The following is a 22202-nucleotide window of genomic DNA, read 5'->3' as shown; positions in this document are numbered from 1 at the left end:
GATGAAAACTAATCAAAACTTGCGTTTTTATTGGCGTAAAACACACAATAAATTAATGTTAGGGCTTTCCTATATTTCAGTCATTATCGGCTTATTTTGGTTGTGTTGGATATTATTCACTCTAATTACCAAAGGCATTCCAGCTTTATCAATTGATTTATTCACACAATCTACCCCTGCCCCTAATGAAAAAGGGGGATTGTTAAATGCACTGATTGGTTCGTTTTTTATTGTCGGTGCGGGTACATTGATAGGCACGCCTATAGGGGTATTGGCAGGAACGTATTTGGCAGAATATGGTCGTTATAGCCGTTTCGCACAAATTACCCGTTTTCTTAATGATATTCTTCTTTCTGCCCCTTCTATTATTATTGGTTTGTTTGTTTACAGCTTATATGTATCAAAAATCGAGCATTTTTCAGGGTGGGCTGGAGCATTCGCATTAGCTTTATTGCTTATTCCTATCGTGGTACGCACTACGGACAATATGTTATTACTTGTACCAAATAATTTACGTGAAGCAGCGGCAGCTCTTGGTTGCTCTCAATGGCAAGTTATTATGATGATTTGTTATCGAGCAGCTAAATCAGGGATTTTAACTGGCGTGCTATTAGCAGTTGCCCGAATTTCAGGAGAAACTGCACCGCTATTATTTACCGCTCTGTCTAATCAATTTCTATCTTGGAATATGAATGAACCTATCGCAAATTTACCTGTAGTTATTTATCAATATGCAGCAAGTCCTTTTACAGATTGGAATAATCTAGCTTGGGCAGGTGCAGCTCTAATAACATTATTTGTGCTTTGCTTAAACATTTTCACTCGACTCTTCTTTCAACATAAAAAATAATGAGGCAATATGATTAGTCTACAAGAAACCAAAATAGCTGTGCAAAATCTAAATTTCTACTATGAGGATTTTCATGCATTAAAAAACATTAATTTACGTATCGCTAAGAATAAAGTGACCGCCTTTATTGGTCCTTCAGGTTGCGGTAAATCTACTTTATTGCGGAGTTTTAATCGGATGTTTGAACTATATCCAAATCAAAAAGCTACTGGTGAAATTAATTTAGACGGTGAAAATTTACTCACAACAAAGATGGATATTTCTCTGATTCGTGCTAAGGTTGGTATGGTTTTCCAAAAACCAACGCCATTTCCAATGTCGATTTATGATAATATTGCATTCGGTGTTCGTTTGTTTGAAAAATTATCAAAAGAAAAGATGAATGAACGAGTAGAATGGGCATTGACTAAGGCCGCTCTTTGGAATGAAGTGAAAGATAAATTACATAAAAGCGGAGATAGTTTATCTGGCGGACAACAGCAACGCTTGTGCATTGCTCGAGGGATTGCTATTAAACCTAGTGTGTTGTTGTTAGATGAACCTTGTTCGGCATTAGATCCTATTTCGACTATGAAAATTGAAGAACTCATTACGGAGTTAAAACAAGATTATACTGTGGTTATAGTAACTCATAATATGCAACAAGCTACACGTTGCTCCGACTATACGGCATTTATGTATTTGGGTGAATTAGTTGAATTTGGTCAAACACAACAAATTTTTGATAGACCCAAGATACAACGTACAGAAGATTATATTCGTGGTAAAATGGGGTAGTTATTTTGAGCTCTCTCTTATTAAAAAGTAAAAGTTTGGTGAGAATGTATTATTTCTCACTTCACTTTTATGCCATAAATCAAATGAAGGAGTATTATGACGAGAAAAATTCTGATAGTTGAAGATGAATGTGCAATCCGTGAAATGATCACACTGTTTTTATCTCAAAAATACTATGATGTGATTGAAGCGAGCGATTTCAAAACAGCGATAAACAAGATAAAAGAAAATCCTAAACTAATATTATTGGATTGGATGCTACCTGGTCGTTCAGGTATACAATTTATACAGTATATTAAAAAGCAAGAAAGCTATGCTGCGATTCCCATTATTATGCTCACAGCTAAAAGTACAGAAGAAGATTGTATTGCCTGTTTAAATGCAGGGGCTGATGACTACATCACTAAACCCTTTTCACCTCAAATTTTATTAGCTCGCATTGAGGCAGTATGGAGGAGAATTTATGAACAACAAAGTCAATTTATACAAATCGATGAACTTTCCATTGATGAAAATGCTCAGAGAGTGTTTTTCCAACAGCAGGAAATTAATTTAAGTAGTACAGAATTTAAATTGTTACATTTTTTTATGAGGCACCCTGAAAAAGTTTATTCTAGAGAACAATTGTTAAATCGTATTTGGCATAATGATCTAGAAGTTGAATATCGCACTGTTGATAGCTATATTCGCCGTTTACGCCGTAATTTAGCCCCTTTTCAATGTGAACATTACATCCAAACAGTTCGAGGATCTGGTTATCGATTTTCTAGTTATTTACGAGATAAACAATGAAAAAAATATTGAATTTTATTGTTGAAATAAATTTGGCAATCATTATTTCCTTATTTACTTCTGATTTTATTCTTTGGTTTGCAATAATACTTTTATTAATTTTAGCTTGGCATCATATTAATGAATATCGTTTACTCAAATATCTCAATTTAAAGCAAGATAATAAATTCTCTTTATTACAATTAGGAACATTCTCTCAAACTGAAGCCTACCATCGTCATCAAATTTACAAAGAAAAATGTGCAAGTTTACGTTTGTTATCTCAAATAAATAAAAATATTAAGTATTTACCAGATGCAATTATTATCTGTCAGCATAATGGTAGTATTTCTTGGTGTAATTCAATTGCGCAACAGATGTTTGATTTTTGTTGGAATAAAAAAGTCCAGAAAAATATTTTTGATGTTATTTTTTATGAACAATTTAAACATTATTTTTTCAGTCAAAAAAAAAGACGACCGTTAGTACTATTAACTTATAATCAACGTTATATTGAGGTGCAGTCGCACGCTTATAATTCTCATATGATTTTAGTTATCGCTCGAGATATTACAGATATGATTCATTTACTTAATTCACGCCAAAAATTCTTGAGTAATATTAATCACGAGCTACGTACTCCATTAACCGTATTACAAGGTTACTTAGAAATTCTTGCAGATAATAATATTCAGAACCCTCTACAAAAAAAGGCTATTTTTGCAATGCAAGAGCAAAGCCAACGAATGGAACATCTATTACAACAATTTAATTTTTTAGCAAAAATAGAAACAACTTCAGATAAGGATTTTCGTACATTTGATATGTCAGCCATGATAAATTCTTTAAGAAAAGATACAGATATATTAAATACTTATAATCATCACATTGAATTTATTATTCAGCCTAATATCATTATTTTTGGAAATGAATCTCAACTAAGAAGTGCCGTTTCAAATTTAATTTATAATGCTATTAAGCATTCTGGTAAACAGTGTCATATTCAAATTAAATGGGAAACTTGTGAACAGGGTATTAAATTTAACGTGATAGATAATGGTGTTGGCATATCACCACAGCATATTCCACATTTAACAGAACGTTTTTATAGAGTTGATGAATCTCGTAGCCATTTAACTGGTGGAAGTGGTTTAGGACTGGCTATTGTGAAGCATACTTTATTACAATATCATTCTCATTTAAATATTGAAAGTACTGAAACGAAGGGTAGTAGTTTTTCGTTTATCATACCTAAACGCTTTGTCATATCAAAAAATAATAAAGAAATTCAATGATAATACACGTTGCAAGTATTAGCTGACACGGTAGTAACACATCAGAAAATCGAAAATGGTGGGCTAGTGGAGAGCTTAGATACATAAAAAACACAGCGTGGTAGTTTTTCACCCATCTAAACTTATATTATTTAGATTATGTAGCAGTTGCTAAATCACCTAAATCTTTATCAATCACGCATAAATCTTTATCAATCAAGCATAAATCTTTAAATGCTGCAGTACTTTCACACCCATGAATCGAACACTGTAAATAAACGTCATAGTATGGCTCTAAATTAATTTATTCGTTCATCTTATTTAATTAAGTATAACTAATTAAGAGAGGAGAAATAATCTCTTTATAACCTATAATTAAAAAGTTACTTTGCATTTTTATAATTTAACATAATATACATTATGCGAAATTAGTTATCGGGTTAGCAAAAACTACGGACTAAATAAATCACAGAGTTATACACAAGTCACAGGCACTAGCAAAACAAGACAAAATAAGGCTAGATAACACGTTGTAACGCGTCATTTTATAGAGTTATTGAACGGATGAATTTAAATGTAAAGAAAATGTAAAGTGAAATAAGCTTAAATCTATGTGATTACGCTACGTAAAATCTGGAGAATTTCTTGGATATTTTCTTCCCTGAAAAACAACAAAAAAAAAGCACGTTTTTATTAAAACGTGCTTTTTGACAAAATGTGACAACGTATCGACTAACCTAGTAATTTTATACCATATTCATATACTTGTTGTAGCAAAGATAGTTTTTCAGAATTATCTGAATGTTCCTCAGCTAAACGTTGTAAACTTGATTCAAACTCTACCGCACTTTTTTCAAGTTTATTCTGTCGGTATTTTTTCCATTTAATTTGTTCAGCGCGTGTGAGGGTTTTATAAAAATGACGAGCGCGATAATGGAATAATAATTCAAGGATACGTTTATCTTCAAAAGCTAAACCATGTTCAGATAATTTTTCTGCAGGTAAACTACGTAAAATAGCCATATTATTTTTATCAGCATTGCTAAAAAAGCCATTGTATAACTCAGTTTCTACATTATCATTCGATGCAAATTGACGTTCTTCATTAAAAATATCCGCCACTTTTTCACGAATATCAAAAGATGCTCGTAATTTTGCAAGATTATCCAAGCATAATTGTCGATCAATACCCAATCGATTTGCTGTTTCTGGTAACAAAGTTTTAGCTGGTGCTAAAATAGGACATTTATTGATATGCACAAGCTTTAACGGAACAGATGAAACTCCTCTTTCTTCTAATTTAGATTTTTTGGTATATAAATCTGTCCGTAATTCATCCGCACTTTTGGCTAATAAATTATCGATATCGCCAGTTAAATCACAAACAATGAGTGCATTTTGATTTGTCGGATGCCAAGCTAAAGGTGCAACCCAAGTGCAATTTCCACGATAATTCCCTAGCATTCCAGAAACATGCACTAAAGGTGTCATTGCGCCTGTATCAACTAATTTTTCGATTTCTTTTTTACCGCGATTTTCAAAGAAATATTGGAATAATTTAGGCTGTTTTTCTTTAATTAATTTCGCCATAGCAATAGTTGCATATACATCCGCCATGGCATCGTGAGCATTTTCATGCTCAATACCATTTGCTTTAGTGAGTTTTTCTAAGCGGAAACTTGGCATTCCATCATCGTCATAAGCCCAATTAATTCCTTCTGGACGCAAGGCATAACAGGCTCGCACTAAATCTAACAAATCCCAGCGTGAATTCCCATTTTTCCAGCTGTATTCATAAGGATCAATAAAATTACGATAAAACGTATAACGCGTCATTTCATCATCATAGCGAATATTGTTATAACCCATGACACAAGTATTGGGTTGGGAAAATTCTGCTAAGATATTTGCGGCGAATTCAGGCTCTGAAAGCCCCTTTTCATTACATTCTTGAGGCGTAATTCCTGTGACCATTACGGCTTCAGGAGCTGGTAAATAATCGTTGGTTTGTTTACAATAAAACATTATTGGTTCGCCAATGATATTAAAATCAGCATCTGTACGAATACCCGCAAATTGCGCAGGACGATCTGTTGCTGGATTTACACCAAAACTTTCATAATCGTAAATAAAAAAGCTGAAATCTTTTGCCATGACTACTCTCTTTTACGCAATAATTTTATCTAAATAATATAGGCAAAAAATAGCTGATAAACTGAAAATAATGCCTAGCCAATTTAGCTTGCTAATTCTTTCTTTAAAAACTAATGCACCAGTTATCGTGCCTAAACAAATCACGCCAATGTTCATTCCAGCGAAAACAAGCGTTGGATTTCCAGCAAAACTTTGATGGGCTTTTATGTAGAATAAAATATTAAAGAAATTCAATACACCTAAAACGATACCGCCAATTACACTTGATGATGTCCATTGTGCACGTTTTAAGAATAAATAGATAAACATAACGCAAGCTGCCAGCGAGAAGGAAATAAATAATGTTGCAGGAAATGCGCCGCCGCTTTTCGCCACTTGCTTGAATAAAATATCAATGATGCCGTAACCAAACCAGACGCCGATTAATCCTAAAACACCTTTAAAATTCACCGCACTTTTCCCTTGAGTTGGCTTAGTTAATAAACAAAATAAACCAATAAAGGCTAATACAACGCCAATGATTTTAGATTGGCTTAGTGTTTCATGAAAAATTAAAAACGCTGCTAAAATGGGAAGAAATAACGAAAGACGTTGCGCTGCATCTGAACGTATAATTCCAGCAAACTCCACTGCTTTTGACATAATAATAAATACGCTAGGTAGCAATAAACCCAGTGCTAAAAAAATGGGTGAATTTTCGCTTTGTGCAATGTAATCAGTAAACTCTAAGCCTTTAAAATCAGGTTTAAGTAAGAAATAACTGAAAGTGATAGCCGTGATGTAGTTGAATGCGATAGCTTGTTCAATAATGATATTTTTTTTGCGGGCAATTTTAAGCAAAACTGAAACTGCTACGCTGCAAAGAATGGCAAAAATAAGATTGTGCATTTTTAATCCTTAATGGCTTGTTTAATTAAACTCATAACGAATTCAAGATATTGGGTACTTTCAACAGCAATTTCATAATCTCCATTTCCCCAGTGACCAGTATTAGATACATTTTTACTGTTTAAAATTCGACAACAGATTTTTTTACGTGAAAATTTTCATTATTATTTCTTACTGGTAAGTTAATTCCCTTTCCATTTTTACATATCATTCTTCCCAAGGGGTCTCTAAACAAATTATTGTGGCAGGAACACCAATAAGTTTTATATCAAATTTCAAGCTCGGTTCAATAATAGTAGAAGCATTATGTATTCTAAAACTAAATTGCCATCCTTTATCTAAATATAATTCAACCGTGTTTTTACTATTTGGCTTAAAATCTATATCAATGATTCTAGTTGGTAAATTAGCTACAGGTATAAAAATGTCTGCCTTTCGTTTTTTAGAGGGTTTATTTAGTGTTCCACGTAAATTAAATGATTGAATAGATGTTAGTTTCTTATTATCTTGACTTATGATTTTATAGAAATCAAAATATCCAAGTAAATATTCAACCATTCTCTGTGGAACAATAGAATTATATTTATCATACTTTTCTTTAATTTCTGCTATAAATGATTTAAGTATGGGATAATAAATGCAATCTTCTTTATTAGATAACTCTCTCCATTTTATTTTATCTTTTTTATAAATTTCTAATTTCTCAAAAATAGGGAGTATATTATCCCAATAATTTTGAGAAGAAGGTAATTGGAACCATTTTTCTGAAAAATCAATTTTATGTGATAAACGACTATGTTTCACAGCAAAATGATTATGTTTTAAACTTAAACCAATTTCCCAATTAATATTTTCTCTTTGAATTAAAATATCTCTAATATCGCCTAATTCACCTTTATTATCAGCTTGTATTTTTAAGTTTAATACACCATTACCATCTTCTATTATTGGCTCTAAGCTTGTTATAAGATTGATACCAGCAATTGCACTTTTTGTATATTTTTCTTTTTCAAGATCCGATAATGTACTCCAAGATTTCTCAACTACGTAATAGCTAGAATTCTTTTCGATATTTATATTCTGATTTTGAGTTGCAATGCGTCCTAATTCATTTATAAATGCAAACTCATATGCTCTGCCATTATCATTACTTTTATTTGACATATTTAATTACCTTTACAAATTTCCAATGCAGATTTTATTGTCTTAGCTATTTCATATGCTAAATTTACAGGCACAGCGTTACCGATCATTTTATAACCATCATTCAAACTTTCGTAATGAAAAATAAAATCATCTGGAAATCCTTGCACTCTTGCGCATTCTCTAACAGTTAGTCTGCGATATAAATGTTCTTTTCCTTCAACAAATTTATTTAAATTTTTACTAACTTTTAACATTACAGGAGCTTGGGGGTGTAATTGACATTGTCGTCCAGATGCTTGAACTGTGAATGCTGGTTCATTCCATTGTCTAACACGATTTCTACTCATAAAAATTGTTGAATATGATCCTATAAAATATTCGTGATTAGGATAAATACATTTATTACCATTTGTTTTATTTTTATCTAAAGCTGGAATTGGATTATCTTTTAAGTCCCAAATAACATCCTTAAATGTTGGCTTTATCAAATGTGGAATGGGTGGAAGATAATTAATATTTAACTCTTTTCTAAAACCAATATAAAAAACACGTTTTCTATCTTGAGCTACACCATAATCATTCGCATTAAGCAAAATAATATGGACATCATATCCAGCATTATCAAATTCTTGGATAAATTCTTGAACAGCCTTATTATGACGCTGAGCCATCATTCCTTTGACATTTTCGGCAAGAAAGAATATTGGTTTTTTTTGTTTTAAAATCCGAATATATTCATAAAACAATTTGCCCCTAGGATCATCAATTCCTCTAAGAGATCCCCCCTCACTCCAAGATTGACAAGGCGGTCCCCCAATAATTCCATCACACTTAGGAAATTCATCTGAAGAAATTTTAGATATATCGCCTTTGATTAATTTAGCTGAATGATTACTTTCATATGTTTTCCATATTGATTTATCATATTCATTTGCGCAAATAATACGAAATCCTGCTTTTTGGAAGCCAAGATCTAATCCCCCTGCACCTGAAAAAAGACTAATTAAATTCATAAAAATTTCTAAAACAAAATTGATTTCTATAAGTGCGGTCAAAAACACCGAAGTTTTCAACCGTACTTCCCTTCTATTTTTTATTCTGTCGCACCGAATCCGCGTAAACCAACAACATGTACGTGCTCTTGGTTGCCTGCGATTTTACGCACGAGTTTATAGGTTGTACCTTTTTCTGGGCTAATGTTTTCTGGTGCAGCGATAAGCAACTGCATATCCAAACGTTCGCAAAGTTCGAATAAGGTAGAAATAGATTTACCATCTAAACGTGCTGCTTCATCTAAGAACAACAAGCGACAAGGCACAATATCTTTACCACGAATTCGACGGCTTTCTTCTTCCCAACTTTGAACAACCATTAAGAGAATTGACATACCTGTACCGATAGCTTCACCAGTAGAAAGTGCGCCACTTTCGGCACGTAACCAACCATCAGCACCACGGAATACTTCCACTTCAAGCTCAAGATAATTACGGTAATCTAACAATTCTTCACCAATTGTTTGCGCTGTGCGTTGCCCCATATCTATATGTGGATTGATGCGTTGATAGAGCTTCGCCATAGCTTCAGAGAAGGTGATGCGGTTGTCGTTGAATAAATCTTGATATTCATCTTGCTGACCAGAAAGCGCATCCAACAACATGGCATGGGTATCACGAATATTCACTACCAAACGAACAGATTTCACCTGACCAAACGCAATGTTTTGTAAACCTTGGTTGAGCATACGAATGCGATTTTGTTCACGCTGAATCGTTTTACGCATAATATTTGCAACACTTTCAGAACTGATCGCCAATTTTTTCTCACGGCCAGTTAATTCAGCCGTTAAACGAGAAAGCTCAATTTCCATTTGTTCAATGGCATCAATTGGATCATCCGTTTTAATAATGTCTTGGCGAATACGTTCACGTAGGTGCTGATACACCGCAATAAAGAACCGCACTTTATTTTCAGGTTTATGACTATCTTCAGACACTCTTAGACTATCACGTAAATATTCATTATCCGCTACCGCTGTACGTAACGCACCCAATGCTTTATCTGACATTGAACGTAATTCATCTGCAGATAAATAAGCGAGCTCTCGGCGATTGAGGCGTTTTTCCATATCAGAGTTGCGTGATAAGCGTAAAACCACACACCAACTCACTTTTGCTGCTACAACTAATTCACGTTGAGTTTTATAATCACGTTCGGTTTTTCGGATAAGACGATTTAAGTTGTCCGCTTCGCTTTCAATTAATGTCAGTTGTTTTTCTACATAAGAACGACGCTGACGGCTTGTTGAAAGTTGTTGATGTAATTCATCACGACGGATACGTGCACGTTCTTCAGCACCATCATCAGCTCTCACGCCAAGATCGCTAATTTCCCCAATCAACTCATTTAAGAGCTGATATTTACTATCGTAAGAACTTTGTAACTGAATCAATACGCGATTATATTGGGCAAATTGACTTTGTTTTTGACGAACTTGCTCACGTTGTGTATCTCGCTGTGACTGCATTTGTTCTAAACGTTGGCGAAGTTTTTCGTTTAATTCAGAAGTTTCAGCCTGCCCTGCATCTTCATAACCAAAATGCTGTTTACGTTGTACAACATCAGCTAACGCAAATACACGTTGTTGAACTTGTTTTTGACGCTCAATCGCTTGAGTTAATTCATTTTTTAAGCCTTCGTAATTTTCTGGATCACTTTGTAAACTATTTGCAATCGGCTCTAATTGTGACAACGTTACGCCATATTGACGAATAAAATATTCATCTTGCTCTGCAATATCTAATTGCTCACGACATTCTTCAATGCGATCAATTAAATCTTCATCAGTTAATACATTGAGTTGTGGAATTAACCTATTGAGTAATTGCAGTTTTTCTTTTGCATTATCTAATTGAATGCGTAATTGTTGTTCGCCGCTATTAAATTGGTTTAATTCACGATCAATTTCATTGCGTTCGCGATTAATCTCAGACATTAACTCTTCTGGATTTGGCTGGAACGCAAGCGCCAAATGTAACCCAACAAATTGGCTGAAATGTTCGTATAAACGTTGGCATTTTTGTACATCAAACGCAATTTGGGCATGTTGTTCTGCCACTTCATCACGTTCAATTTGTAATTCTTCTAAACGTTTTTCACGTGCTGCACGCCCAAATAATGGAATTTCAGGAAATCTTGAATAGCGTAATTCACGATCTGAAACTTGCACGACAACACCTAGCTCAAGTTCTTGTGCAGATAATACGCTGTCGTCAAATGCGGTAGGATCGCCTTCAATTAAATACAAATCATCGGGGCAATCTTCCAATTGCGCAAGTTGTTCACGCACAGCATTGAGATCACGCACAACAATAGCATGACGTGCAGGCCCGTAAAGTGCGGAGAAATAAGGCGCGTCTTCAATGGTTACGTCATCGTAAAGCTCTGAAAGCAATACCCCACCAAAACGTTCTGCCAGCATATTTAAGCGTGGATCTTCTGAACCATCTGGCTGACTTAAACGAGAAATTTGTTCATCTAAATACAAACGTTTTTGTTCAAGTTGATCACGTTGCATCGTGAGTTCACGTTCTTTCACAAGTTGTGATTGCATAAAATTCATCACATCTTGGCTATGTTCAAACCTCTCGCCACTTTGTTGCTCTAAACGTTCTAATGCAGCTTGAGCTGTCAGCCATGCTGGCGCTTTACGTGCATTTTCATCATAAAGTGCGGTTAAATTTTCACGTTTTTGACGAAGCGTAGAACGGTTTTCCACTTGTTCTGAAAGTCTTGCTGAAATGTCTTCAATTAACGCTTCTTGCTCTGCGTGATAATCCTCTAATTCTTCTGCTGTTTGTAAACTTAAATTAGCACGTTGATTAAAATCATTAAGTAATTTGACCGCACTTTGTTGTTGTGCATAACGTTGCTCAAGTTCATGTAATTTTGTGCGAAGTTGTGGCGTTTGTTGTGCCTGCAATTTTTGGCTTGGATATTCACGTAATAATTCTTTAGCACTTTCCCACGCCGCAGAACGAGGCATTTCACCCGCAATTTTGCATACCAATTGATAGGCTTTATCGAACTGAGATTTCGCTGCTTCAGAAATAGACATTTTGTGCTCAAGCTCAAGTACGGTTTCAGTCAAACTTTCTGCATGGGCTTCAAACTCTGCGTGATAATCTTCTACATTTTTAACACTTAAATCCGCTAAACCGCATAATGTTTTCGCTTTTTCAAGAGCAGCAATGGCTTGTTGATATTGAAGTGCGCGAGTTTGTTGGGCATCTAATGCTTGTTGATAGTCAGCTAATTGGGATCGTACAGCGTCAATTTCAATTTCAGTTTGCTCAAATTGGGCTTGGCTTTCTTCTAACGCATCATTCGCATCTTCAACCACCATTTTTTGTTCTTCTAAACGCTCGGTAAGTTCTGCAATATCTTCTTGATAGCGCGTGATTTTTTCTTGGTGACGTAAAGCATTTAACACTAAATTAAGATGATCAACCGCACTTTGGTGATCAACTTCTAAAGTACGTTCATTTTCTGCTAATTCTGCCACTTCTCGACTTAAATCAATCAAACGATGTTGAGATAAATTCTGCTCTGCTTTTGCTTTATACCACTCACGACGAGATTCTAATGCAGCCTCAATATTGCCACGGCGTTCATTCGCATTACGCATATAATCCGAAGCAACATAGTTGGTGGTTTCAGTAATTAAATGTTTGAATAAATCACGATCTGATTGCGTAACTTTAATCGCTTCTAAAGTCATACGGTTCTCACGCAATGCACTTTCCATATCTTGGAAAGCTTTGCGCACACCTAAATTTTCTGGCAATAAATAGTCACGTAAAGAACGTGTGATTGCACTGGAAATACCGCCGTATAAAGAGGCTTCGATAAGTTTATAGAATTTGCTTCGGTCTGATGCTGAACATAAACGTTTCGGAATAATACCTAAATCGAACATCATGCCGTGATAATCAGTGATGGAATGATATTGTTTAAATTGCGCACCGATATTTTCAATTTTATCTTTGAGTTCGTTTAAATTAAGGACGCGTGCTTGACGTTCGCCCACTGTTTCAGTGAAAAGTGCGGTCGGATTTTGAGATAATTCGACGCCTTGAATTGAGAACGTTTTTAAATCAACCTTTTTATCACGACCCGCAATTTGTTGCAGACGCACACCAACAAGAATACGTTGATGACGTGAGTTAATGGTATCTAATACCGCGTAACAAACACCTGGACGCAATTTACCATGTAAACCTTTATCGCGAGAACCGCCTGTAGAACCTGCTTCAGTGGTATTACGGAAATGTAAAAGGGTCAAATCAGGAATTAATGCTGTCACAAATCCAGCCATTGTGGTTGATTTCCCCGCACCGTTACCACCAGAAAGCGTGGTAACTAATTCGTCTAAATCAAAAGTACGGGCAAAAAAACCATTCCAGTTAATTAAGGTTAAAGAACGAAATTTACCACGCTCTACACCATTGTTTGCAGTCATGCTAAAAGGCATAGGTGCTTCAACTATTTCTTCGACGTTTTCATTTTCCATAATGACTTCATCGCTCTCTAATTCGATTTCATTTTCTAATTCAAAAACATCAGACATTATTCTTGTTCTCCGTCAAATTCTTCGTCAATTTCATCCGCACTTTCTGCATCGTTTTCCATTAATTGTGCTTGTTTTTCCAACGCTAAGGATTCTGGTGTTGCTGCTTCCCCATCACGAATGAGTCTAGCTTGGGACTCTAATGGATCATCTCCGCTACGTACTTCCGCACCAAAACGAAATACAGATTCAGAAATCGTAAATTTCCCACTATTTTGCTCACCAACAGTTTGAATCATACCTAGACGACGTAAACGACCAATTGCAGCTCGCACTTTTTCTGCCAATTTTTGTTTATCTAAGTCAGAACCACTTGAACGCTGATTAACTGCTTTTAATAATTTTCCTTCATCAGCAAGATTTAATAATTCATCATACACTTCTTGCGTGCTAAAAATGCCTTGTTGAGCTAAACGTTCTGGGCTTAAATAAAGATAACAAAGCACTTTACCAACAAGCATTTCCAACTCAGAAAGTACTGAACGCGCAATTAATGTCGTTGCTTTCGGGCGAAGATAGAAGAATCCTTCTGGCGCACGAATTAGTTCCACGTTATAGCGACGATAAAAACCGTCTAATTCATTTTGGAAATCCATTAAAAATGCGTGATTATCTAAATGCTCCGTGCTGATATGGCGACCTGAGCGCAATAGACTATCTACCGCTGGAAATATTGGATTTGCAATCGCCACAGCGAGTTTTGGGGAAATTACATCTTGAAGGTTGTCTGTCATAGGTTATTTCTCAATATCTAATGCTTTATTGTATTCACGTTCATGAAAAAAGTGATTGAAATCTACTATATCGGTTGCAGGAAATTCTAAACTTATTTCATTTCTGATATGTTCTAATATCTTGCTTCCAACTAAATATGCAGATTTCCCGCGCAATGCTTTATCGTACCATTTTATTAGATCTGCCTCAGTGATAATACTCTGAATCTTAGAACGCCAACCAATTTGATTTAATAAAGACAAAATAAGTTTTTCTTCACTCTCTTTACATACAATAACTATTCGGTCAGATGAAACTGAAGATACAATGTTTTCAGCTAATTCTTCAGTTAATGATAAATGTTTTATTTGAATTGCCATACCAAAATTAGCCCACATATCCAAACCCCGATCTGAAGCATTTGTTACACCAACTCTATTAATTTTTGCATTAAGTTCCAAACTAGTATTCTCACTATCAAGAGAAATAATTTGACGAGTAAAATCTTCAAACTCCTTTAACAAATCAATATTCGATAAATCTAAATCAATTTTTACTTTAACGCCTAAAGCCTCTATTAAAGATGAAAACAACGCATAAACAACTATTTCATAAACTTTATCAATACTTCGTTTTAAACCGGGTTCTAACCAAAAAAGAGCAAGAAATTCACTTAGATGAAAATTATCTGGAGTACGAGAATAACTATACTCTAAGGCTGATGACATCTGATTAAAGCGTTCAAAAAACTTTTTATAAATATAACTTTCTACTCCACCATTTGTTTTTCTATTCATTTCTCCTAATATATTTAAATGTTTGGGAGGCATAGCGTTATCATTAAATAAATCGTCTTGATATTTAGCTGACGATGTTGATACTCTTCCTAAAAAACGGATACAAATAACATCCCGCCATTTTTTAGAAATATTTCGATATGTTTCTTTATCTAATAAATTAATATTTTTATTAACTCTATCTTGATAAAGAATTTCAGCAATTTGTATAGGCTTGTATAAATGTACTCTTGCTTTCTTTATAATTTTATCTAAAGATTCTTTTGCTACTTGAATATCGTTCATTTTTAGTCCAATAATGAAAGTTGAATTGCTTGATTTATTTTAGGCGTTGCCATATTTAAACTATTAATCATTGAACCAGCAATAGCCCTAATTACAGGAACACTAACTGAATTGCCAGCAACTTTACGTACCTGAGAATAAGGTATATTAATTTCAAAAGTATCTGGAAATCCTTGCAATCTTAGCATTTCTCGCCCAGTTAATCGACGTACCCCATTTACAACTAGATAATTATAACTTCCCCCAGCTCTTAATGCACAAGAGTATGGAAGAGCAGAAACATTTCCTGAAATATTTTCATGCCAAATTGAAGGATAAGGCACATCTTTAGTAATTGAACTTAATCTTTTCCGTTTTAGTTCATCTGAAAGAAAATAATTATTAGGAACAACATCATCACTCTCTAATATATTAGAAAGTTCTTCATACTTTCCTATAGGCTTTGGAAATTCAAAATGCAATTTATCTAAAAAACCCACAATGTAAATTCGCTCTCTTTTTTGTGGTAATCCAAAATCAAGGGTATTTAATACTTTATGATATACCGTATATCCTAACTTATTTAATTTATCGTTAATAACTTTAAATGTATTACCATTATCATGTGTTGTTAATCTTTTTACATTTTCCAGCAAAAAAGCTTTTGGTTTTTTAGCTTTCAAAATTGCTTCTATATTAAAAAATAATGTTCCTCTAGTATCAGCAAAGCCCAATCCTTTACCAGCAATACTAAATGGTTGGCAAGGAAATCCAGCAAGTAAAATATCATGATCTGGTATATCGCTAGGAGATATATCATTAATATCTCCAAAAGGTTTTTCGCCAAAATTTACTTCATACATACTTTGAGCATACTTATCCCATTCTGATGAAAATACGTTTTTACATCCAAATGCTTCAAAACCTAGACGAATGCCACCAATTCCAGCAAACAAATCTATTGTTTTATATTCTTTCATACTTATTACTAATTAATACTTATCAATCACATGCGCTTGCACTTCTGCGCCACGTTTATTAATTGCTTGCCAATCTGGATAAATACCCGATAAATCATCATTTGCCATACCAAGACGTACTGCTTGATCAACAATGATTCTAGCCACATCAAAATGACGAGAAAGTGGATAATTTTCCAGTTGTTCTTTTAACACTAAACTCAAATCAATCGGACGGTTATTTTCACGATAAGCAATCAGTAAGCCTTGCATATGCTCTACAATTTGATCGTGTAAATCAGAAAGGGATTCGTATTGCAATTCTTCTGGTAATTCACCTAAAGCATCATCTTCACGCAACACCATTTCTTCATCGCGCAGATCGACTAAACGCTCAGCTTGCGCTGTCCATAAGAACCAAGGATGATCAAAATAATGATGAATAGAATTACGTAAACGTTGTGAAAACACGCGATTTTTATCCATATCAATGGCTGTACGAATAAATTTATGTACATGGCGGTCATAACCAATCCATAAGTCTATGGCTTGTTGTCCCCAGCTAATAATTCGGTCAAGTTTAGATTGTAAATCGGTAATTAATTGATCGATAAAATACAAGTCATCACGCCCGATCACACAATCTTGAATACGTAATAATTGTGCTTGCAATTTATCGCCTGCCGCATTTAGCGTATCTTGCAATTCGCGTAAATTCCCAGATGTTTCATCCAATAAACGTTCACAGCTTGAAATTGCCGCTTGCCAATCTTTAGTAAGAAGCTCTGCAATTTCATCTTTAATACTTTGCTGGTTTTCATCCATAATGCGTTGTGAAAGATCGATGCTATCAAAAATCTCTGCAACGGAATATTTTAATGGTGCAAACACATTACGACGCCAAAAATGTTCGCTTTCGTTATTCTCCACGCCCTCTTCTGCTGAATCAGAAGCACGTTGAATTTCATCTGCCACAATGGAAAGCTGTACAGAAAGACGCAATGCGGAAAATTCACGCTGACGAATGTAATAATCAGACACGCCAACACCTAATGGCGTTAAACGATAAATTGCCAAGCCCTCAGTAAATTCGCTACTAAAACGGTTTAACAAACGTTGTTTCACTAATTCATTAATTGCATTATTCGCTCGTGTTGCAATGGCATCCGTGGATTGCTCAAAAGCATTCATCGTGTGACGAAAAATATCTACAAGATCAGCTTCTAACATTTCGCCGTCTAAACGTTCGTTGTTATAAATTGCAATCGCCAGCAGGAAAACCAAGCGCTCGGTAGGTAAATTCAAAGAAAACTCGCGATCTTTTGCCCAAGAGACGAGTTCAGGAATAGTTTGGGATGTTTCAATCATTGAATTGCAAAGCGTTAAAATTGAACAAAAAATTGGGAAGATTATACAGGATTTTTTGCGGATCTTAAAAATCTTCTTTTGAATTGACCGCACTTTTCCTATTTTTCACGTATAATGTGCGCCTTTCATGAATAACTAAAGATAACAGAATGAGCGAATTAACCCAGTTAGCCCAACAAGAAAAAAAACAAACCTATAATTTCAATAAATTACAAAAACGTCTTCGCCGTAATGTAGGCAACGCCATTGCAGATTTTGGTATGATCGAAGATGGCGATAAAGTCATGGTGTGTTTATCCGGAGGCAAAGACAGTTATACGCTTCTCGATATTTTGTTGAATTTACAGCAAAGTGCGCCGATTAAATTTGATATTGTTGCGGTGAATCTTGATCAAAAACAACCAGGGTTTCCAGAACACGTATTACCTGAATATTTAGAAAGCATTGGCGTAGATTACAAAATCGTACAAGAAAATACTTACGGCATTGTGAAAGAAAAAATTCCAGAAGGAAAAACTACTTGTTCACTCTGCTCTCGCCTACGCCGTGGAATTTTATATCGTACCGCCACAGAACTTGGTGCAACCAAAATCGCTTTAGGACATCACCGAGACGATATGTTAGCGACACTATTTTTAAATATGTTTTATGGCGGCAAAATGAAATCAATGCCACCTAAATTAATTTCTGATGATGGCAAACAAATTGTGATTCGTCCGCTTGCTTATTGCAAAGAAAAAGATATTGAGAAATATGCCATCACGAAGGAATTTCCGATTATTCCTTGTAACCTATGTGGCTCACAACCAAATCTTCAACGCCAAGTCGTAAAAGAAATGCTTAATACTTGGGATCGTCAATATCCTGGACGCTTAGAAACTATGTTTAGCGCAATGCAAAACATTACATTGTCACATATGTGTGATCCGAAATTATTTGATTTCAAAGGCATCAAACATGGGCAACTAATTGATGGCATTGAAGGCGATACTGCATTTGATGAAGAACGAATCACGCCAATGCAATTTGAGGACGAAGATCAAACCGATTTTTCAAACAAGGAAATGATTAACTTTAAAGAAGTGAATTAATATGTTGAATATCAATGGAATTGAAGTTGAAACTGACAAAGACGGTTATTTGCTCCATAGCCAACAATGGAACGAAGATGTCGCTCAAGCTATTGCACAGTTAGAAAGTATTGAATTAACTGATGCCCATTGGGAAGTGATTTACTTTGTGCGAGACTTTTATCAAGAATATAACACCTCCCCAGCCATCCGTATGTTGGTAAAAGCCATGGCGGAAAAGCTTGGTGAGGATAAAGGTAACAGCCGTTATTTGCAACGCTTATTTCCTGAAGGCCCAGCAAAACAAGCCACAAAATTAGCTGGCTTGCCGAAACCTGCAAAATGCCTATAAAAGTGCGGGTCAATTTTCCAAAAGTTTTTAAACGCTTGCTTTTACTAAAAAAATTATCTAACCAAATAGTCAAGTCTAGCTTATAAAGGTATCGGTTATTTACATTGTAAAGTCTTAGATTAGCTGGTTTGCTTAGAAAACATTGGTAAGATTGAGCAAGAATTTTTTACAATCAAAACTCCCTAAAAATTAGCATGCCAATAAAAAACGCTCTCAAATATTATTGAGAGCGTTTTATCTTATTGCCTAATGATTATTACCATTGATAACCAATTCCAGCACCTACAGCATAATCGCCTGCACTGGTTGCAGAGCCGCTTAATTTGAGGTGTATACGATTATTATCACTTGATTTGCTAATACCTATCGCTAAGGCATTTTGACCTTTGAAGTTACCAAAGGCTAAGCCAATCATTGTGCCACCTGGGATACTGTTGGTTGGGATATTTGCGATAGCAACCGCACCTGCAATACCTCCACGGAGTTTCTTATCTGTTTGTCTTAATTCATGACGAACTGAATTAATAGAACGATCAACATAGCGTTTATTCGCCGCATCAGTTAAGTATTTAGGATCTTGAACATTCGTAATACGACGCTCATTCCCCACCGTTCCCACTGAAACGGTGCCTTTTTCTTTAGCGACGGAACCCTTACCTAATGCCACAGAATTGTCTGCTTCCGCTTTCGCATTATGACCAACAGCTGTAGCTCCCTCTGATTCAGCTTTAGCAGTATTCCCTAAAGCAGTAGAACCATTTGCTTGTGCTTGAGCACTATTCCCAATCGCAGTAGAATCTTCTCCAGCAGCTTCCGCACCATAACCTATCGCAGATGAGTTTTTACCTGAAGCCATAGCACTTTCGCTACCGCTTGAGTTATCACCAGACAAGGAGGTTTTGCCATCTTTGCTTATCAAGCCTGAATTTTCTATATGGGTTTGAATCGCTTTGGTTGCATTTTCAGAAGCTTTTGCATCTTGAGCAGATTGAGCTGCGGCAGTCTTAGATTGTTCAGCCTCTTGAGCAGATTGAGCTGCGGCAGTCTTAGATTGTTCAGCCTCTTGAGCAGATTGAGCTGCGGCAGTCTTAGATTGTTCAGCCCTACTCGTCGCTTCATTAATTTCAGCTAGTTTAGCATTGACAGTACCTGCAGCACCTTTAGCATCTTCAATTGCTTGTTTTGATTCATCATTTAACTTATAAGTTACTGCCTCATCTTCATAAGCAACCGCTAAGCCTTCTCCAGCTTTGAAATCAAGCTTATTATTTGTGGTATTTTGATCGCTTGCGTTCTTATTATTCATAGTTTTTGCAGTATTACCATTCACTGTAAAAACATATTCCGTTTTGGCAATTTCGTCGGCAGCTTTAACGACATAATAAAGTTGTGAACCATTAATGGCATCAGTAGAATTTTCAGAAACATTACCTGCGGCAACATTTTGTATTTGTCGTTTGGTTGTACTATTACCAACGCTCACTACACCTGTATTAACGGTTGAAATAACGCCTTTTTGGAGACTTTGATCACCTATCGTAAGAGTGCTTAAATTATTTGGCGTAGACGTTTCTGAATTTTGACCAATCGCAATATCTTGTGCATGACTAGTTGTTGCATTAGTACCTATGGAAATAGCACCTAAAGAATTAGCAAGAACTTTGGCGTTTTTACCAATACTGATCCCTTGACTTGAACTCACTTTTGCATCACTACCTAAAACAATAGAATGTTGTGCGCTTGTATCTGCAATTGAACCATTACCAATAACAATTGATGACCGAGCCCCTACTTTTGATTGCGCCTGTTTATCACTCCCACGTTCTCCTAATCCACCGATAACAATTGATTTACTGCCGTATGCCTTTGCTTCTGCACCGATTGCTACGGTTCTATCGGAATTTGCATCCGCATAAGCACCGATGGCAATAGTTCTTTCTTGTGAAGTTTTTGCATTTTGACCGATCGTAATTGAGTTATTTTTTGCTGATTGTATATTTACACCAATGGAAACAGAATTTTCCCCTGCGGTATCTACGCCTTTACCTAAAGAAATAGAGTTCGAGCGTCGAACAGTTGCTTGATTACCAATAGCAATAGCATTATTTGCAGCACTACCTCGACCGCCATCTATAGCGGTAACATCCGCTTTATTACCAATCGCAATGGCACTATTTGCACCGATGATTTTGCTACCGTTACCAATAGCAATAGAATTGTCTGGAGAAAGAGCGAATGCTTGATAATGAAGAATTTCAGCATTTGCTCCAAGGGCAATAGAATTTCGTCCATTTTCAACTTGTGCTTGTCTACCAATAGCAATACTATTTATTGCGTCATGTCCTTGCCATCCCCAATAGTTATTTATGTTCGCTCGGGTACCAATAGCGATAGAGTCTGTAGCAAATGCGTTAGCATATACTCCCGCTGCAATCGCACGCTTACCTGTTGCACCAGAGCTAGACTTATCTGCATTAGTCTTAAATTGAATACTACCACGTCTCTCTGATATTACTTTTGAATCGTTAGCTATCAACCAAGCATTCTATGGTTCATTTACATTACTCCCATTTTCGTTGACATTTACATGCTTCTCTGCATGAGCAAACCCTGTTGCCAATGCAGTAGCAGCGGTTAAAACAGACAAAGAAAGCCCTTTTGTGACTTTCTTCGTTTGATTAGCTCCAAAGGTAGTAGAACTAGAGGTAGAAGAGGAAGTAGCGGTAGAACTAGCTTTCACGACACCTTTGGCTAATTCTGAAACAACTTCGGTTCTCCCCGTACTTTTGTTCCAAATAATTTTAAATATGTGATTCATAAATAATATAAACACCCTATTTTGATGAAAAAAAACAATCTTCCATCTTTTAAAAATACAAATTAAAAACATCAAAAGATTGCAGCTAAAATGAGTCAGCATTGTAAAAAAAAAATGTCAATGATATTTTGCAGAAAAATAGAAAGGATTTGAGAAGCTAGGTGTATCAAGCCTTGGGAACGATCAGGAGGTGTTTGAATGAGGAAAAATTAATCAGGGAAAGAGCTGAGGGAATAAGCTAATGATGTGTTTGAAAATAGGGGTAAGGGGTAAGTTTCAACCCAAAGTTTTATGGCTAATAACGGCGATCGCTTAAACGATCACCGTTAAATTGAACTCAACGTTTAAACAGTAAATTATATTGGTTATTTTCT

General features: G+C 35.4%; 17 protein-coding genes. 6 read left to right on the top strand and 11 right to left on the bottom strand.

The features are described 5' to 3' along the window. Position 1 precedes the first annotated feature (1 nt). From pstA to phoR, 4 genes are all read left to right on the top strand, one after another. Positions 2 to 850, top strand: coding sequence for a phosphate ABC transporter permease PstA (gene pstA / locus DQN49_RS07860; protein WP_005650601.1), 849 nt, complete (start codon positions 2 to 4; stop codon positions 848 to 850). A gap of 9 nt (positions 851 to 859) precedes the next feature. Continuing rightward, entirely contained in the window at positions 860 to 1627 is a 768-nt protein-coding gene (gene pstB, locus DQN49_RS07855) for a phosphate ABC transporter ATP-binding protein PstB (RefSeq protein ID WP_005650603.1), read from the top strand. A gap of 96 nt (positions 1628 to 1723) precedes the next feature. Further along, the gene (gene phoB, locus DQN49_RS07850) at positions 1724 to 2419 is read left to right on the top strand and encodes a phosphate regulon transcriptional regulator PhoB (protein ID WP_006996031.1); all 696 of its coding nucleotides are present in this window, start codon (positions 1724 to 1726) and stop codon (positions 2417 to 2419) included. Then, positions 2416 to 3693, top strand: a complete 1278-nt coding sequence (gene phoR, locus DQN49_RS07845) for a phosphate regulon sensor histidine kinase PhoR (protein ID WP_006996032.1) — start codon at positions 2416 to 2418, stop codon at positions 3691 to 3693. The genes phoB and phoR overlap by 4 nt, the downstream gene beginning before the upstream one ends. 711 nt (positions 3694 to 4404) lie before the next feature. On the opposite strand, the gene sbcB is transcribed toward phoR, so the two are convergent. The 9 genes from sbcB to mukF form a co-directional block, all read right to left on the bottom strand. Continuing rightward, the gene (gene sbcB, locus DQN49_RS07840) at positions 4405 to 5826 is read right to left on the bottom strand and encodes an exodeoxyribonuclease I (protein WP_005656746.1); all 1422 of its coding nucleotides are present in this window, start codon (positions 5824 to 5826) and stop codon (positions 4405 to 4407) included. Positions 5827 to 5838: 12 nt separating this feature from the next. Next, positions 5839 to 6714, bottom strand: coding sequence for a hypothetical protein (locus DQN49_RS07835; protein ID WP_006996033.1), 876 nt, complete (start codon positions 6712 to 6714; stop codon positions 5839 to 5841). Positions 6715 to 6921: 207 nt separating this feature from the next. Beyond that, a complete protein-coding gene (locus DQN49_RS07830; RefSeq protein ID WP_006996034.1) occupies positions 6922 to 7878 on the bottom strand; it encodes a HaeIII family restriction endonuclease in 957 nt (318 codons plus the stop codon). Positions 7879 to 7880: 2 nt separating this feature from the next. Continuing rightward, the gene (locus DQN49_RS07825; RefSeq protein WP_013527695.1) at positions 7881 to 8873 is read right to left on the bottom strand and encodes a DNA cytosine methyltransferase; all 993 of its coding nucleotides are present in this window, start codon (positions 8871 to 8873) and stop codon (positions 7881 to 7883) included. Positions 8874 to 8953: 80 nt separating this feature from the next. Then, a complete protein-coding gene (gene mukB / locus DQN49_RS07820; RefSeq protein WP_006996037.1) occupies positions 8954 to 13486 on the bottom strand; it encodes a chromosome partition protein MukB in 4533 nt (1510 codons plus the stop codon). After that, positions 13486 to 14220 carry a chromosome partition protein MukE gene (gene mukE / locus DQN49_RS07815; RefSeq protein ID WP_006996038.1) on the bottom strand — a complete coding sequence of 245 codons (735 nt, stop codon included), beginning with the start codon at positions 14218 to 14220 and terminating at the stop codon, positions 13486 to 13488. The genes mukB and mukE overlap by 1 nt, the downstream gene beginning before the upstream one ends. A 3-nt stretch (positions 14221 to 14223) precedes the next feature. Continuing rightward, positions 14224 to 15282, bottom strand: coding sequence for a HaeII family restriction endonuclease (locus DQN49_RS07810; RefSeq protein ID WP_005650624.1), 1059 nt, complete (start codon positions 15280 to 15282; stop codon positions 14224 to 14226). 2 nt (positions 15283 to 15284) lie between these two features. After that, positions 15285 to 16241, bottom strand: coding sequence for a DNA cytosine methyltransferase (gene dcm, locus DQN49_RS07805; protein ID WP_006996039.1), 957 nt, complete (start codon positions 16239 to 16241; stop codon positions 15285 to 15287). A 12-nt stretch (positions 16242 to 16253) separates the two neighbouring features. Next, a complete protein-coding gene (mukF, locus tag DQN49_RS07800; RefSeq protein WP_005666957.1) occupies positions 16254 to 17588 on the bottom strand; it encodes a chromosome partition protein MukF in 1335 nt (444 codons plus the stop codon). A 149-nt stretch (positions 17589 to 17737) separates the two neighbouring features. On the opposite strand from mukF, the gene ttcA reads away from it, so the two are divergent. Together ttcA and DQN49_RS07790 are read left to right on the top strand one after the other, a co-directional pair. Continuing rightward, a complete protein-coding gene (gene ttcA / locus DQN49_RS07795) occupies positions 17738 to 18679 on the top strand; it encodes a tRNA 2-thiocytidine(32) synthetase TtcA (protein WP_006996040.1) in 942 nt (313 codons plus the stop codon). 1 nt (position 18680) lies between these two features. After that, positions 18681 to 19010 carry a TusE/DsrC/DsvC family sulfur relay protein gene (locus DQN49_RS07790; RefSeq protein ID WP_006996041.1) on the top strand — a complete coding sequence of 110 codons (330 nt, stop codon included), beginning with the start codon at positions 18681 to 18683 and terminating at the stop codon, positions 19008 to 19010. A gap of 256 nt (positions 19011 to 19266) precedes the next feature. On the opposite strand, the gene DQN49_RS07785 is transcribed toward DQN49_RS07790, so the two are convergent. Both DQN49_RS07785 and DQN49_RS10460 read right to left on the bottom strand, forming a co-directional pair. Beyond that, complete coding sequence (locus DQN49_RS07785) at positions 19267 to 21546, bottom strand: YadA family autotransporter adhesin (RefSeq protein WP_006996042.1); 2280 nt, start codon at positions 21544 to 21546, stop codon at positions 19267 to 19269. 9 nt (positions 21547 to 21555) lie between these two features. Continuing rightward, positions 21556 to 21900 (bottom strand): ESPR domain-containing protein, encoded by a 345-nt coding sequence (locus DQN49_RS10460; RefSeq protein ID WP_006996043.1) that lies wholly within the window; start codon positions 21898 to 21900, stop codon positions 21556 to 21558. Positions 21901 to 22202 lie beyond the last annotated feature (302 nt).

The sequence above is a fragment of the Haemophilus aegyptius genome, from assembly GCF_900475885.1.
In the GTDB taxonomy this organism is placed as follows: Bacteria; Pseudomonadota; Gammaproteobacteria; order Enterobacterales; family Pasteurellaceae; genus Haemophilus; species Haemophilus influenzae.
The sequence above is the reverse complement of the archived record's forward strand: the minus strand, read 5'-3'. Positions and strand labels throughout refer to the sequence as shown.